Origin of the sequence: uncultured Clostridium sp., assembly GCF_910588715.1 — a bacterium.
Classification (GTDB): Bacteria; Bacillota; Clostridia; order Clostridiales; family Clostridiaceae; genus Clostridium.
Genome location: NZ_CAJURG010000005.1, coordinates 1 through 14,845, shown reverse-complemented (window position 1 = coordinate 14,845; position 14,845 = coordinate 1). Strand labels below are relative to the sequence as shown.

Sequence of the window (14,845 nt, the reverse complement as noted above, 5' to 3'; positions counted from 1 at the left end):
TATAAAAGTTTAGATTATTTTTTTATAAAAAGTTAAGTTAATAACGAAATTTTAAAATTAATAATTATTTATAAAATACTATTATGATAAAAAAAGTAGCAGAATAAGAAATCTTATTACAGCTACTATTATTTTAAAGTTTTAATTTTAAAGAGCATCTATTAATAAATCTAAAGCAAGCTCTTCTAACGTATCTATAGTATATCTGACACAACCCATTAAAGTAAATATTATATCCTCTTTTTTATATCCTTCTTTATACATTTTAAGGTTTTTTAATAATCTTTTTAAAGCGTTATTATGAATACCTAAAATTTGGGATATTTCTTTTGGAGAATAATACTCTTTTGGTAGAATATTGTACAATTTGGTTTGCATGTCAATTTTATATTGAAGATCTACAAATTGATTTTGATGTGGTCCATTTTTACCTCTATGATGCAAAGCACATAAATATTTGTAGTTTATTTCAATATCAAAACCACCTTCGCTCCTATGAATTATATGATGAATATCGGCCTTGTCGCCACATATTTCACAATTGTACAATGGATTGCCCCCTTTATTCTTTTATTATATTATAATCTAAATTATGAAAAATATCAAATTTACATAACTTTAAGGTCTTATTATTGATTAATATTGGTATAAAGTGGTAAAATTAATATATATTTTAATATACTATAGTATATTAAAAATTATGAAGAAAGGTGATAATGTGAGGCAAAATTATAATTCTTTTGATTATTGGAAAGAGCTAATTACAGAAAACAGAACTATTAGGGGACATATGTTAATGAATAAGCTTCCAACAGAGGACAGTATTTATATACACACATTAATTTTTTGTAGAGAAAGTGGATTAAATAATATTTGGGGTTATTTTCCAAATAGTAAATCTCTAATAGGATATATTCAATATTCATTTTTACCAGAAGCGTTTTATATATGGATTAATTGCAAGAATGAATCTGTATCAATAACTCCTATAAAACCTGTAGAACAAATTATTATAGATGGGGAAGCTAGCAATAAAATTACAAAGGAAGAAGCAATGAAGATGAAAAATCATGTTGATATGATTAAAAAATGCTGGGATTTGCCAAAAGGTAAATTGATTTTAGAGTTAAAAAGATTTGTAAGGGATTTTAACAGAACGTGGTATGGAGATAGTAGCGAATTTTTATATTTAAAAATATTTGAAAAGCCAGAGGAACTTGGAAAGTTTGTTTTAGAATCAAATTATATGTCATCTAGTGAAGTTGAAATTAATGAAAAAACGCATAAAGATAATATAACTTGGTTAGATATGTGTAAGAAATCTACTAGTAATAAAAAATATGGTGAAAAGTTTAGGGAGATATTACAAAAAAATTTAACTGAAGTAATTTAAAATTGCTTGACAGTATAATTAATATTTAGTATAATTATTACTGTCAAGAGCGGGCGGGTATCGTATATCGGTAATACTCCAGCCTTCCAAGCTGGAAAGGTGGGTTCGATTCCCACTACCCGCTCCATTTTTTTATGCGCTATTAGCTCAGTTGGTAGAGCACCTGACTCTTAATCAGGGTGTCCCCGGTTCGAACCCGTGATGGCGCACCATTAAAAAGGAAGTAATTAATATTACTTCCTTTTTTGCTTAATTAAAATTTGATTAGCATAAACTTAACAAATTAAAAATTTATAACTATAAACTTATCAAAAAAGAAATTTTAATACAATAATATTATATTAAAAATATTTTTATTGACATTAATTTATTAATTTGTTAATCTTAGTTTATGAAAATCAAATAAATGGCTTATCAAGAGTGGTGGAGGGACTGGCCCTATGAAGCCCGGCAACCTGTAATAGAGATAATATAAAATTAAAAAATAAAAATTATAAATTTTTAAACTTTAATTTTATATTTATTAATGATAAATCGTGGTGCTAAATCCTGATAGATGAGAGAAATATATAATTTTAATAATTATGCTTCTGAGTTTCTCAGAAGCTTTTTTTATAAAAATAATTAATAATGGAGGGATTAATAATGAGTAAACGTGGTAACGGATGGGCTTTATTACCATTAATTGTGTTTGTAATTGTTTATGTAGTATCAGCATTAATAGCTAAGGATTTTTATGCAGTTTCGGTAATAGTTCCGTTTTTAGCTGCTACTTTAGTAGCTTTAATAATGAATAGAAAAGTAAAATTTGAAGATAAGATAGAAATATTTTGTAAAGGGGCTGGCAATAGCAATATAATTTTAATGGTATTAATATTTATACTTGCAGGTGCCTTTGCACAAGTTGCAAAGAGTATGGGAGCGGTAGATTCTACTGTAAACTTAGGTTTATCTATACTTCCAAGCAATATAATGATTGCAGGTATATTTATTATAGCTTGTTTTATATCATTATCAGTTGGAACATCAATGGGAACTATAGTAGCATTAGTTCCAATTGCTGTTGGTGTTGCTGAAAAAACAGGAATACTTACAGCTGTTGCTGTAGCATCAGTAGTTTGTGGATCAATGTTTGGTGATAATTTATCTATGATTTCAGATACAACTATTGCAGCAACTAGAACTCAAGGTTGTGAGATGAAAGACAAGTTTAAAATGAACTTTAAAATAGTTCTTCCAGCAGCTATTATTACAGCATTTATATTTGTATTAATTACAAGGAATGGTTCAACAACTACTGTTGAAGCATTGGATTATAGTTTAGTAAAAAAATTCCTTATATAGCTGTTATAGTAGGGGCTTTGATTGGATTAAATGTTATTGTCGTTTTATTAGGTGGAATATTAATAGCTGGAGTTATAGGTTTCATTGGAGGAAGTTTTGATTTATTAGGATTATTTGGAGCAATAGCAGATGGTATTGGAGGAATGAGTGAACTTATAATAATATCAATTTTAATTGCAGGAACTATAGAAATAATAAAGTATAATGGTGGAATAGATTTTATAATAAATAAAGGATTAAGAGGCTTTAAAAGTAAGATGGATGCAGAATTTGGAATTGCAGCTTTGGTAAGTTTAGTAGATATTTGTACAGCTAATAATACAGTTGCAATTGTTACAGTAGGACCTATAGCTAAGGATATATCGGATGAAGTGGGACTTGAACCTAAGAGAGTTGCTGGTATTATGGACATGTTCTCGTGTGTATTTCAAGGTGTAATACCTTATGGAGCACAACTTATATCTGCAGCAGGATTAGCTGCACTTTCACCTTTTGCAATAATGAAATATTTGTTTTATCCATATCTAATGGGTATATCAGCTATTATTTCTATTGTGTGGTATCATAGAAAAAAGACAAATAACATTAAACTTAAAGAAGAGAGATTAGGCTAAAATAATTTATTAAAATTATAATATATTGATATAATAAATTAGTGTAAAAAATGACTTTAATAAAATAGTTTTTATTCAGTATATTAATAAAAGTTTATATAATAAAAAGGAGTTATATTCATATTGAATTAAAAATTTTTAATATGATATAACTCCATTTTTATTATTTTAATTAAAAAGTAAACAAATAGCTTGAGAAGATATTCCAAGTCCTTCTCCAGTAAAGCCAAGTCCTTCTTCAGTAGTTGCTTTAACGTTTATTTGATCTATTGATATATTTAAAGCATAAGCAATATTTTCTCTCATTTTAAGTATATGAGGAGCCATTTTGGGTTTTTGAGCAATTATTGTGGCATCTATATTTCCAATTTTAAAATTATGTTTAGTTAAAAGATTTCCTACATGTTTTAAAAGTTCAATGCTAGAAATTCCTTTATATTTAGAATCTGTGTCAGGGAAGTGTTTTCCTATATCACCAAGTGCAGCAGCACCAAGTAATGAATCCATTATTGCATGTAATAATACATCAGCATCTGAATGTCCTAATAAGCCTAATTTGTATTGAATTTTAACTCCACCTAAAATTAGTTCTCTATCTTCAACTAATTTATGTACATCATATCCCATTCCTATTCTCATTAAATCACCTCATTGAATTTTTTAAATATATTTTATCACAAAGATGAATTAAGAATATAACAAAATGGGATATTTATAATTAATAATTAGAAGTTTTACGATTAGAATATAAAGAGGCTTTTTTATTTCTAGAAAGTTTTATTCTATTTGGTAATATATTAAATACCTTAGAGTAAAGCTTATAGAAAAATAAAATGGCTTTTGAATTTATTTTTTTTCTTGTGTATATGAAATCGATGTAAATCACATTATCTTTATTATATTTCATAAACTTCCCTCCGCTCACCTTACATTAAAATGTATTAATATTTTTTTTATTCTTTATGTTATAATATATGTATAAAAATTTATATATGAACAAAAATAGAAAAATAATATTATTTTTAGGGGGAATAAATGAGAAGTTTTAGAAGGATATTTGGTTTTTTATTAATTATTATAGGTATTGGAATTATAATGAATGTTACATATAAAAAAGTTGTAACCTTACATAAACAAAATGAATTATTAGATGCTTTTGAAAATGAAATTCAGGAAGTAAACAATAATAATGATAATAGTAATGAGAGTAAAGAAGAATTAAAATTTGATTCTATAAATGGATATACTCCAATAGCTATACTAGAAATACCATCAATCAAATTAAAACAACCAGTTGTAGATGGAGTAACACAAGATGCAATTAAATATTTTTTAGGAAGGTTTAAAGAATCAGTAATGCCAGGAGAAGTAGGGAATTTTTCTGTAGCTGGACATAATGTATCTAGTTATGCTGATGCTTTTACAAATTTACATAAGGTTGCTATTGGTGATAAAGTTATAGTTACAACTAAAGAAGGAAGATTTACTTATGAAATAGATGATAGTTTTATAATAAGTCCTACTCAAGTAGAAGTTTTAGATAATACAGATTATGAGAAAGTTACTTTAATAACATGTACTGCAGATTCTAAAAGTAGAGTTGTAGTAACAGGAAAACTAATAGGAAGAGAAGATTTTTAATGGGTGAAGAACAAATGGACAAGTTTTATAATAATAAATACAGATTTTCTTCAGCAAAATCATTAATACTAATTAATGATGAAATATTGGAATTAAGAAATCAACAAATAACAATGTTTAGTTCAGAATTATTAAAATATAAAATTTTAGTTAAGGATTTAGTTAAAGATAATTTAAGTTATTCAATAAGAAATGAGCTTTTAAATATAGCTATGTATATAACAAGTAATTTTGAATTATATGATGAATTTTTAGAGCAAGAAGGAATTCCAATAAATAAAGTATGTATAGCTACTAAAAAGACTTCAAAATATATAGAAAAATATAAAGAATACATAATAGCTTATACTTTAATACTAGGAGATATGCAATATAAAAACTTACAAGATTATATTCAAATAGTTGAAAATAAAGATGAAGATCTAGGAAAAGATATAATTGAATATGAGGAAGATAATAATATTAATGGAATAGTAATTGAACATAATAAAAAAAGTGCTATTGTAATTACCTCTTTAGGTGAATTTAAAAAGCTTAAATTAAAAGAGGATTGTTTTAGGGGAAAAGAAATAAAATCTATAGAAAAAAAGAGCTTAAAGGATTATAAAATTTATCTATCTATTATTTCGATTTTTATATTAGTTTTTATTTTATCTATCGTATATAAATATAATAATATAGTTAGTACAGTAGTGGTTGAAACTACTTCAAATATAAAATTGGAGACAAATGGATTCAATAGAGTTTTAAATGTTAGTTCATCTAGTGAAAAGGGAAATTTATTAATTCAAAATACTAATTTATTAGATAATAATATTGATGAAGCAGTATGCAAAATAATAGAATATGCTAATGAAAATAAAATGATAAAAAGTTCAGGAATAATTGTAACAATTACAGGAAAAGCTTTAAAGGCACATGTTTTAGATAAAACATCTGATTTTATTTATAAAAATGACTTGAAGGTAAGATTTAATAATGCTGGTTCTGAACATAAATTAAATTAAAAAATAAGAAATTTTTTAATTCTTAAATTATAAGTTGAAAAGGATGGTTAGTATGAAACAAAGGTCTATAAAAAATAAAAATGTAATTGTTCATAATGATAGAAGTGATACAATTAGATTAAATAAGTATATAAGTGAATCAGGCTTTTGTTCAAGGAGAGAGGCAGACAAATTAATTGAAAGTGGATTAGTAACTATTGATGGAATTAAAGCAAGTATGGGAACTAAGGTGTCAAAGGGGCAAAAGGTTAAGGTAAATGGAAAGTTAATATCTAAAGAAGAGGATTTAGTTTACATAGTATTAAATAAGCCTGTAGGAATTACTTGCACAACAGAACATAAAGTAAAAGGTAATATAGTTGATTTTGTAAATCATAAAAAAAGAATTTTTCCAATAGGAAGATTAGATAAAGATTCTCAAGGATTAATATTAATGACTAATGATGGAGACATAGTTAATAAAATATTAAGAGCAGGAAATAATCATGAAAAGGAATATATAGTAACTGTTAATAAGCCTATTAATGATGATTTTGTAAAAAGAATGAGTAATGGAATTAAAATTTTAGGTCAAGTTACTAAAAAGTGTTATGTTAAAAAAGAGGGTAATAATACTTTTAGAATAATATTAACTCAAGGATTGAATAGACAAATAAGAAGAATGTGTGAATCATTAGGATATGAAGTTGTAAAGTTAAAAAGAATTAGAATAATGAATATAACTTTAGGTGAATTAAGAATTGGTGAATGGAGAGATTTAACTTATAAGGAGTTAAAGGGATTAAATAACTTAATATTAACTTCAGGAAAAACTAAAGAAGTGGATGAATAGTAATTAGTAGGAGCTATTATATTGAATTAAAAATTTTCAATACGATAGCTCTTTTTTTATTTTTATATAATAATATTTAATTGTTTTTCAGCAAACTATTTTAGAAAAAACTTATTAATTTTTATTTTATAATTGATATTTAATAATATGTAGGAAATTAAAAATGAAATAAAATTTAAATATGAAATAAATTTATAAAATTAACAAAAACTAGAGGTTACACACATAATTCACAGATGCTTGTGGATAACTTGTTAAATGTTTATTTACATATTATTTAATAATTATTAAAAATATTGTAGATAATAATAAAATAAAAATAAATTTTAGAAAATAAAGAAGAGGGATATTTTATGAAATGCCTAAAAATGTGGTTTTTAGTAGTATTAGCGCTGTTAATAACTAATAGTTATCCACAGGCTATGATAGAATTTAATAAATTAAATGAGGATAATTATAGTATAAAAATTAATGATAAAATATATAAATCAAAGAATAATTATTTAGACATTAATGTAATTATTCCTCAATTAAGTGAAACCAATAATAAAGAAAAGGAAAATTTAATTAATGATGAAATTATAAATTGGACAGAAAACTGGATTAGTGAAGTTAAACAAATTGCAGATGAATATTTTAAGGATAATCCAGCTCCATTAATGCCATATCAATTATATGCTAGATATAAGGTTACTAATAATTCAGATGTTATTAGTTTTTATATAGATTATTATCAATTTTCTGGTGGAGCTCATGGAGTAACAACTAGAATGTCTTATAATATAGATAATTTAACTGGTAATAAAATTCAATTAAAAGATATGTTTAAGGATAATTATAATTATAAAGATATAATTAATAAAGAAATAAATAGGCAAATAAGTAAAGATCCAGATAGATATTTTTCTGGAAAGGATGGATTTAACGGAATAGTTGATAATCAAAATTTTTATGTGAAGAATAATACTATTGTAATTTATTTTGGATTATATGAAATTGCACCATATGCTTCGGGAATATCAGAATTTATTATTCCTAATAAGCTTTTTGATGAAAATTTAAAATATGGTAAAATATAATAATAAGAATTTTCAAATGAGAGGTTATTTATGAATGATATAAATTTGATATTTAATAAACAAAAAGAATTTTTTAATTTAGGAAAAACAAAGGATATTAATTTTAGAATAGAAGTTTTAAAAAAGTTAAAAAAAGTAATAAAAGAAAATGAAGATAAGATTTTAGAAGCATTAAAAAGGGATTTAGGGAAATCTAATTTTGAAAGTTATGCAACTGAAATAGGTCTTGTATATGATGAAATTAATACTCATATTAAAAATATAAAAAGATGGTCTAAAATAGAAAAAATAAAATCACCTATAGTACATTATCCATCTAAAAGTTACATATATAAGGAGCCTTATGGAGTAACACTTATTATAGGTCCATTTAATTATCCATTTCAGTTAGTTATGGCTCCATTAGTTGGAGCTATTTCTGCTGGTAATACTGCGATAATAAAACCATCAGAAAATACAAAAAATACTGCCTTATTATTAGAAGAAATTATTAATGAAAACTTTAATAAAGAATACTTAAGAGTAGTTAGTCCATTGGAAGGAAAAGAAGCAGTATCATTTTTATTAGAGCTTCCATTTGATTATATATTCTTTACAGGAAGTATTAGAGTAGGAAAAATAGTTATGGAAAAAGCAGCTAAAAATTTAGTGCCTGTTACTTTAGAATTAGGGGGAAAGAGTCCTTGCATAGTAGATAAAGATGCAAAATTAGAAATAGCTGCTAAAAGAATTGTTTGGGGGAAGTTTTTAAATGTTGGGCAAACTTGTGTAGCTCCAGATTATTTATGTGTTCATAGAAGTATTAGGGATAAGTTATTGAAGTTAATTATTGAAGAAATACATAAGCAATTTGGTAAAGATATTAAAAGTAGCCCAGATTATCCTAGAGTAGTTAATAGTGCTTCATTAAATAGATTAAGTGAATATCTTAATGATGGGAAAATATATTATGGTGGTAAAATTGATAAAAATGATTTATATATGGAGCCAACGATTTTAACTAATGTAGATGTTGATTCTAATGTAATGACTGAAGAAATTTTTGGACCTATATTACCAGTAATAGAATTTGAAAATATAAAAGATATAATAAATTTTATTAATGCTCGTGAAAAACCTTTAGCATTATATTATTTTTCTGAAAATAAGGTTAATATAAATAATATTTTAAAATGTACAACCTCTGGTGGAGTAACTATAAATGATACTGTAATTCATGTTGCAAATGGAAATTTACCTTTTGGTGGTGTAGGAAATAGTGGAATAGGTAGTTATCATGGGAAAGCAAGTTTTGATACCTTTACTCATAAAAGATCAGTAATGGAAAGAGGAACATTTATAGAATTTAATATAAGATTTGCACCATATAAAAACAAAATAAATATTTTAAAGAAAATAATGAAATAATATTATGATTTCACAATTGGTAAAAGGCCCTCATATAATAAAGCATAGTACTACGTGGAGTGGAATTTTGTGATATACGCGCTAATTTTAGCTGGAGGAAAAGGGACAAGGCTATATCCTTTATCAAGAGCAAACCAACCTAAGCAATTTTTGAAGGTTATTAATAATAAAAGCTTTTTAGTAAATACTGTTGAAAGAGTTACTCCTTTAATTAAGAAGGACAATATCTATGTGGTAACTAACAAAGATTATTTAGAAAAAATAAGAGTAGAGTTATCAAATATTAATTCTGAAAATATATTTACTGAACCAGCAAATAAAGAAACTGCTACTTGTATAGGATTATCAGCTATTAAGTTATTGAAGAAAGATAATGATGCTGTAATGGTAGTTTTACCTTCTGATCATCATATTGAAGGTCAAAAGGATTATTTAGATACACTATTAGAAGCTATTGAAATAGCTAATAGACGTAGGGGGATAGTTACGATAGGTATTACTCCAACTAGGCCTGAAACTGGCTATGGATATATTGAAATGGGAGAAAGAATAGCTTCTTCATCTCAGGCATATAAAATAGCAAGGTTCACCGAAAAACCTAATATGGAAGTAGCTAAGGACTTTTTATTAAAAGGAACTTATCTATGGAATTCAGGTATGTTTATTTTTAGGGCAGATGTTATATTAAGAGAAATTGAAAAATACTTGCCTAAGATGTATAAGTCATTGATGAATATATATCAACATCTAGGAGAAGATGATGAGGAAGAAGTAATTAAAGAAGAATATGAAAACATCGATGGAATTTCTATAGACTTTGGGGTAATGCAAAGAACTAGAAAAGCTTATGTAATTAAAGGAAACTTTAAATGGGATGATATAGGAAGCTTTAATGCTTTAAGTAGGTATTTAACTGAATTTAAAAACAATAAAATAAGCAACAACGTTTATATTCAAGATTGTGAAAATTGCTCTATATTTGGGGGAGATGAAAAACTAATTATTGGTTTTGGAGTTAAGGATTTAGTTGTTGTTGATGCAGGAGATGTCATATTAGTAATGGATAAAGACAAGGATCAGGAAATTAAGCATTTACTAAATGACATTAATGATAGTCCGGATTTTGGGGCGTTTATTTAATGAAAGTTTAAAAGTATCAAATTAAATTTTAATAAATTTAATTTGGTACTTTTATTTTTGTATTAAGAATTATTTTATGGTGAATAATTAAGATAATATTTTTTAGATAATGAAATAAAAGTGTAAAAGGGGAATTTTATGAAAGAATTCAATGTTATAACTGAATTTAAAAATGATATTAATGCTAAAGATATAGAAATATATTTGTACAAAATGAAGATTAGAGATTTAGAAAATAAACATAATGAAAACTATTCTATAGTTAAGGAACTAATTAATTTAAATAACAATCCTATAATAATATTTTACGAAAATTATATTGCTTCTTTTAATGAAATAAAAATATGGAATACTGAAAAATATATTAGCGTAGAAAAAAGAACAATCAATTTAGAAACTAATGAAAAAAGGCTATTAGAGAGATTATTGTTAAAAGAAATAGAAGAAAATATAGATAAAAGTAGATATAAAGCAATTAGAAATTTAATTTATATAAATAAATCAATATATAGTGATAATGGGATAAGGATATACAGGTATTTTAATTTAGATATTAATGTAGAAAGTAATGGAGATATAATTGTTGGATTTGATATGAGCCATAGTTTTGATTATATAAATACATTAGATTATGAAATAGAAAAAAATAATATAAAAATAGGAGATAAAGTTAAAGATTATTTTTACAATATAACATATGAATATATGGGAATTGCCCCTTTTACTATAGCTGAAAAGAATGAATATATGGGATGCTCAATAGTAGAGTATTATGAAAATAAAAATCAAGGATACATAGTAAATAAACTTTCAAAAAATATGAAAGCAGTATTAGTAAAAAATAATAAAAATCAAATATTTCCGTACATACCTTCTAGACTTAAAAAAATATGTAGATTTGAAAATTTACCACAAAATGTACTTAAAGATTTTAATTTTAAGGTTAAGCAAAGAACCCATGAAAAAATGAAATTTATAATTAATGAAGTTATAAATATAGTTAAAAATAACAAACATATTATTGCAAAAAAAGAAAATATGGTTTCTGAAAATATTGGATATAATATTAAAAATTTAAATCAACCAGATTTAATTTTTGGAAACTCTAGACCTCAAAAATATCCTTTGTATGGTCTTAAGTTTTTTGGTGCTTATGAAAATAAAAAGTTAGAAATAAAATACTTTATAGATCCAGTATTAGTTAAAGATAGTGAAAATTTTAAAAAAGTAACTAAGTTTTGTGATGAACTTGAGGAAGGATCATATCAATTAGGAGTAGAGTTAAATAGAGTTAAGATTGGTAATAAAGTTCATTTTGGAGAAATTGAAATTGATAATGAAGATATATTTAGCTATGAGTTAAAAAAAATAGTATCTAATTATAATGAAACAACAATAGTTATATTAAGTGAAGAAAATTTGAAGAAATATTATAATGTTATAAAGAAAATATTTAGTAATGGAAGCAGTATTCCAACACAATGTATTAGTTTTAATACACTTAATTATAATGAAAAAAATAAAGAAAGTATATTTTTAAATATATTAATAGGAATTTACGCTAAAAGTGGAGTACAATCATGGGTTTTAAGTGAAGAATTAAATTCAGATTGTTTTATAGGATTAGATGTAAGTAGAGAAAATAAAATTAATAAAGCTGGAATTGTTCAGGTGGTAGGAAAAGATGGAAGAGTATTAAAAACTAAAGTAATTTCATCATCTCAAAGTGGTGAAAAGATAAGATTAGAAACATTAAAAGAAATAGTTTTTGAAGCTGTATCTTCTTATGAAAATAATTATGGACATAAACCTAATCATATTACCTTTCATAGAGATGGGATAAGTAGAGAAGAGCTTGAAAATTTAAAAAATACTTTAGATTATTTAAAAATAGAGTTTGATTATATTGAAATTACTAAAAATATTAATAGAAGAATAGCGACTATATCCAAAGGGCAAGAGTGGAAAACTATAATGGGAAGATGTTATTATAAAGATAACTTAGCATTTATCTGTACTACAAAACCTTATGAAGGAATGGGGATGGCTCAGCCAATAAGAATAAGAAGAGTATTTGGTTCTTTAGATATAGAAAAAATTGTTGAAGATGTTTATAAATTAACTTTTATGCACATAGGTTCATTAAATAAAATAAGATTGCCAATAACAACTTATTATGCAGATTTAAGTTCTACTTATGGAAATAGAGGTTTAATTCCAACTAATATTTACACAAATAATTTGTATTTTGTTTAATAAATGTTTATCATTTTAAAATAAAGAAAATTTGGAGGAATACACATGATAACAGGAGAATTAAGAAGCAAAGTAGATAAAATATGGGAAACCTTTTGGACTGGAGGTATAACAAATCCACTTGAGGTAATAGAACAATTTACATATCTTTTATTTATAAAAGGGTTAGACGATAAGGAAATAGTTAAAGAAAATGATGCTGTACTTTTAGGAATAGATTTTGATAGAACATTCCCAGAAGATAAACAAAGTTTAAGATGGAGCAAATTCAAAAACTTTGATGCAGAAACAATGTATAACGTTGTTTTAAATGAAGTATTTCCATTCATAAAAACTCTTCACACAAATAAAGAATCAGCTTATGCAAAATACATGGGAGATGCAATATTTAAAATACCAACTCCACTTATGTTAAGCAAAATTGTTGATGGAATTGATAATATTGATATGGATGAAAATAGTGATACAAAAGGAGATTTATACGAATACTTACTTTCAAAAGTTGCAACAGCAGGAACAAATGGTCAGTTTAGAACACCAAGACATATTATTGATATGATTGTTAAACTTATGAAGCCAATGCCAGAAGATATTATAGTTGACCCAGCAGCAGGTTCAGCAGGATTTTTAGTATCATCACAAGAGTATTTAAGAAAAAACCATTCAGACTTATTTTTAGTTCAAGGATTAAAAGAACATTTTAATAATGATATGTTTTACGGTTTTGATATGGATAGAACAATGCTTAGAATAGGAGCAATGAACATGATGCTTCATGGTGTTGATAATCCAAACATAGAATATAAAGATTCATTATCAGAAGTAAATACAGATAAAGAAAAATTTTCTTTAGTCCTTGCAAATCCACCTTTTAAAGGAAGTTTAGATTACGAACAAGTATCAGCAGACCTTTTAAAAGTAACAAAAACTAAGAAAACAGAGCTTTTATTCTTAGCTTTATTCTTAAGAATATTAAAAACTGGTGGAAGATGTGCTTCTATAGTTCCAGATGGAGTTTTATTTGGGTCAACTGGTGGACATAAATCTATAAGAAAAGAAATAGTAGAAAATCATAAGCTAGAAGCAATAATATCAATGCCGAGTGGAGTGTTCAAACCATATGCAGGAGTATCAACAGCAATAATGATATTCACAAAAACAGGAACAGGTGGAACAGATAAAGTGTGGTTCTATGATATGAAAGCAGATGGATATTCTTTAGATGATAAGAGAAATCTTATTGAAGATAATGATATAAATGATATAGTTGAAAGATTTAGTAATTTAGATAAAGAAGAAGGCAGAAAAAGAACAGAACAAAGCTTCTTTGTACCAGTAGAAGAAATTAGAGATAATGGATATGACTTATCTATTAATAAGTATAAAGAGATTGAATATGAAGAAATAAAATACGATTCTCCACAAGAAATAATGCTAAGAATTAGAGAACTTGAAATGGATATTAATGCTGGAATTGAAGAATTAGCTGGGATGATTGGGGAATAAATTATGATTAATAATATTAGTAAATTAAAAGATTGGCAAATAAAAAAACTTCCAGAAGTAGTGTTTTTTCAAGAAGGTCCTGGTGTTAGAAATAATCAATACACTCAGACAGGAGTAAAGTTGTTAAATGTCGCAAACCTTGTTGAGGGTCAAGTTGTATTGGAGAATACTAATAGATATATATCAGAAGAAGAAGCTTATGGAAAGTATAATCACTTTTTAGTAGATGAAGGGGATTTAATAATTGCAAGTTCTGGAATAAAGGTAGAGTATTTTGATAAAAAAATGGGATTTGTAAAAAAAGAGCATCTACCATTATGTATGAATACAAGCACTATAAGATTTAAATCTTTGGATAATGGGAATTTGAATTTAAAGTATTTTTCTTATTTTTTAAAGTCAATTTATTTTAAAAAGCAAATAGCAAGGCTAATTACTGGGTCTGCACAACTTAATTTTGGACCAAGTCATTTGAAACAAATAGATGTTATTGTACCACCAATAAATATACAAAATAATATTGTAAATATTTTAGACAAATCTAAATATCTAATAGATAAAAGGAAAGAGCAAATAGAATCTTTAGATGAATTAGTTAAATCACAATTTATTGAGATGTTTGGTGA

13 protein-coding genes, 2 tRNA genes, 1 pseudogene and 1 riboswitch are annotated in these 14,845 nt (G+C 25.4%); of the genes and pseudogenes, 13 read left to right on the top strand and 3 right to left on the bottom strand.

What is annotated here, in order from left to right; translation table 11 throughout:
• Positions 1-147: 147 nt before the first annotated feature.
• Positions 148-549 (bottom strand): HNH endonuclease signature motif containing protein, encoded by a 402-nt coding sequence (locus tag QZ321_RS08565; RefSeq protein ID WP_291748457.1) that lies wholly within the window; start codon positions 547-549, stop codon positions 148-150.
• A gap of 151 nt (positions 550-700) precedes the next feature.
• Here QZ321_RS08565 and QZ321_RS08560 point away from each other — a divergent pair, with 151 nt between their 5' ends.
• The 4 genes and pseudogenes from QZ321_RS08560 (at position 701) to QZ321_RS08545 (ending at position 3,351) form a co-directional block, all read left to right on the top strand.
• Complete coding sequence (locus QZ321_RS08560; protein ID WP_294196613.1) at positions 701-1,393, top strand: hypothetical protein; 693 nt, start codon at positions 701-703, stop codon at positions 1,391-1,393.
• A gap of 53 nt (positions 1,394-1,446) precedes the next feature.
• Positions 1,447-1,520, top strand: a tRNA-Gly gene (locus tag QZ321_RS08555).
• A 9-nt stretch (positions 1,521-1,529) separates the two neighbouring features.
• Positions 1,530-1,605, top strand: a tRNA-Lys gene (locus QZ321_RS08550).
• Between the two features lie 196 nt (positions 1,606-1,801).
• Positions 1,802-1,956: riboswitch (SAM riboswitch) on the top strand.
• Between the two features lie 82 nt (positions 1,957-2,038).
• Positions 2,039-3,351: pseudogene (locus QZ321_RS08545) on the top strand (Na+/H+ antiporter NhaC family protein).
• 168 nt (positions 3,352-3,519) lie between these two features.
• On the opposite strand, the gene ispF reads toward QZ321_RS08545, so the two are convergent.
• Together ispF and QZ321_RS08535 are read right to left on the bottom strand one after the other, a co-directional pair.
• Positions 3,520-3,990: a 2-C-methyl-D-erythritol 2,4-cyclodiphosphate synthase gene (gene ispF, locus QZ321_RS08540; protein ID WP_291748465.1), complete on the bottom strand. Its 471-nt coding sequence runs from the start codon at positions 3,988-3,990 to the stop codon at positions 3,520-3,522.
• A 79-nt stretch (positions 3,991-4,069) separates the two neighbouring features.
• Entirely contained in the window at positions 4,070-4,258 is a 189-nt protein-coding gene (locus QZ321_RS08535; RefSeq protein ID WP_294196610.1) for a hypothetical protein, read from the bottom strand.
• A gap of 128 nt (positions 4,259-4,386) precedes the next feature.
• On the opposite strand from QZ321_RS08535, the gene QZ321_RS08530 reads away from it, so the two are divergent.
• From QZ321_RS08530 to QZ321_RS08490, 9 genes are all read left to right on the top strand, one after another.
• Positions 4,387-4,992: a class D sortase gene (locus QZ321_RS08530; protein ID WP_291742773.1), complete on the top strand. Its 606-nt coding sequence runs from the start codon at positions 4,387-4,389 to the stop codon at positions 4,990-4,992.
• Positions 4,992-5,999, top strand: a complete 1,008-nt coding sequence (locus tag QZ321_RS08525) for an anti-sigma factor domain-containing protein (protein WP_291748467.1) — start codon at positions 4,992-4,994, stop codon at positions 5,997-5,999. Before QZ321_RS08530 ends, QZ321_RS08525 begins: the two co-directional genes overlap by 1 nt.
• A gap of 52 nt (positions 6,000-6,051) precedes the next feature.
• Complete coding sequence (gene rluF, locus QZ321_RS08520) at positions 6,052-6,831, top strand: 23S rRNA pseudouridine(2604) synthase RluF (protein WP_291742768.1); 780 nt, start codon at positions 6,052-6,054, stop codon at positions 6,829-6,831.
• A gap of 353 nt (positions 6,832-7,184) precedes the next feature.
• The gene (locus QZ321_RS08515) at positions 7,185-7,910 is read left to right on the top strand and encodes a DUF3298 and DUF4163 domain-containing protein (RefSeq protein ID WP_291748469.1); all 726 of its coding nucleotides are present in this window, start codon (positions 7,185-7,187) and stop codon (positions 7,908-7,910) included.
• A 30-nt stretch (positions 7,911-7,940) separates the two neighbouring features.
• Positions 7,941-9,317, top strand: a complete 1,377-nt coding sequence (locus tag QZ321_RS08510; RefSeq protein ID WP_291748472.1) for an aldehyde dehydrogenase — start codon at positions 7,941-7,943, stop codon at positions 9,315-9,317.
• Between the two features lie 69 nt (positions 9,318-9,386).
• Entirely contained in the window at positions 9,387-10,457 is a 1,071-nt protein-coding gene (locus QZ321_RS08505) for a mannose-1-phosphate guanylyltransferase (protein WP_291742760.1), read from the top strand.
• 138 nt (positions 10,458-10,595) lie between these two features.
• Positions 10,596-12,713 carry a Piwi domain-containing protein gene (locus QZ321_RS08500; RefSeq protein WP_291748475.1) on the top strand — a complete coding sequence of 706 codons (2,118 nt, stop codon included), beginning with the start codon at positions 10,596-10,598 and terminating at the stop codon, positions 12,711-12,713.
• Positions 12,714-12,758: 45 nt separating this feature from the next.
• On the top strand, positions 12,759-14,219 hold the full coding sequence (locus QZ321_RS08495; protein ID WP_291748478.1) for a class I SAM-dependent DNA methyltransferase: 1,461 nt from the start codon (positions 12,759-12,761) through the stop codon (positions 14,217-14,219).
• Positions 14,220-14,222: 3 nt separating this feature from the next.
• Positions 14,223-14,845: restriction endonuclease subunit S (locus tag QZ321_RS08490; RefSeq protein ID WP_294196605.1), on the top strand; the 623-nt coding region annotated here is incomplete at its 3' end.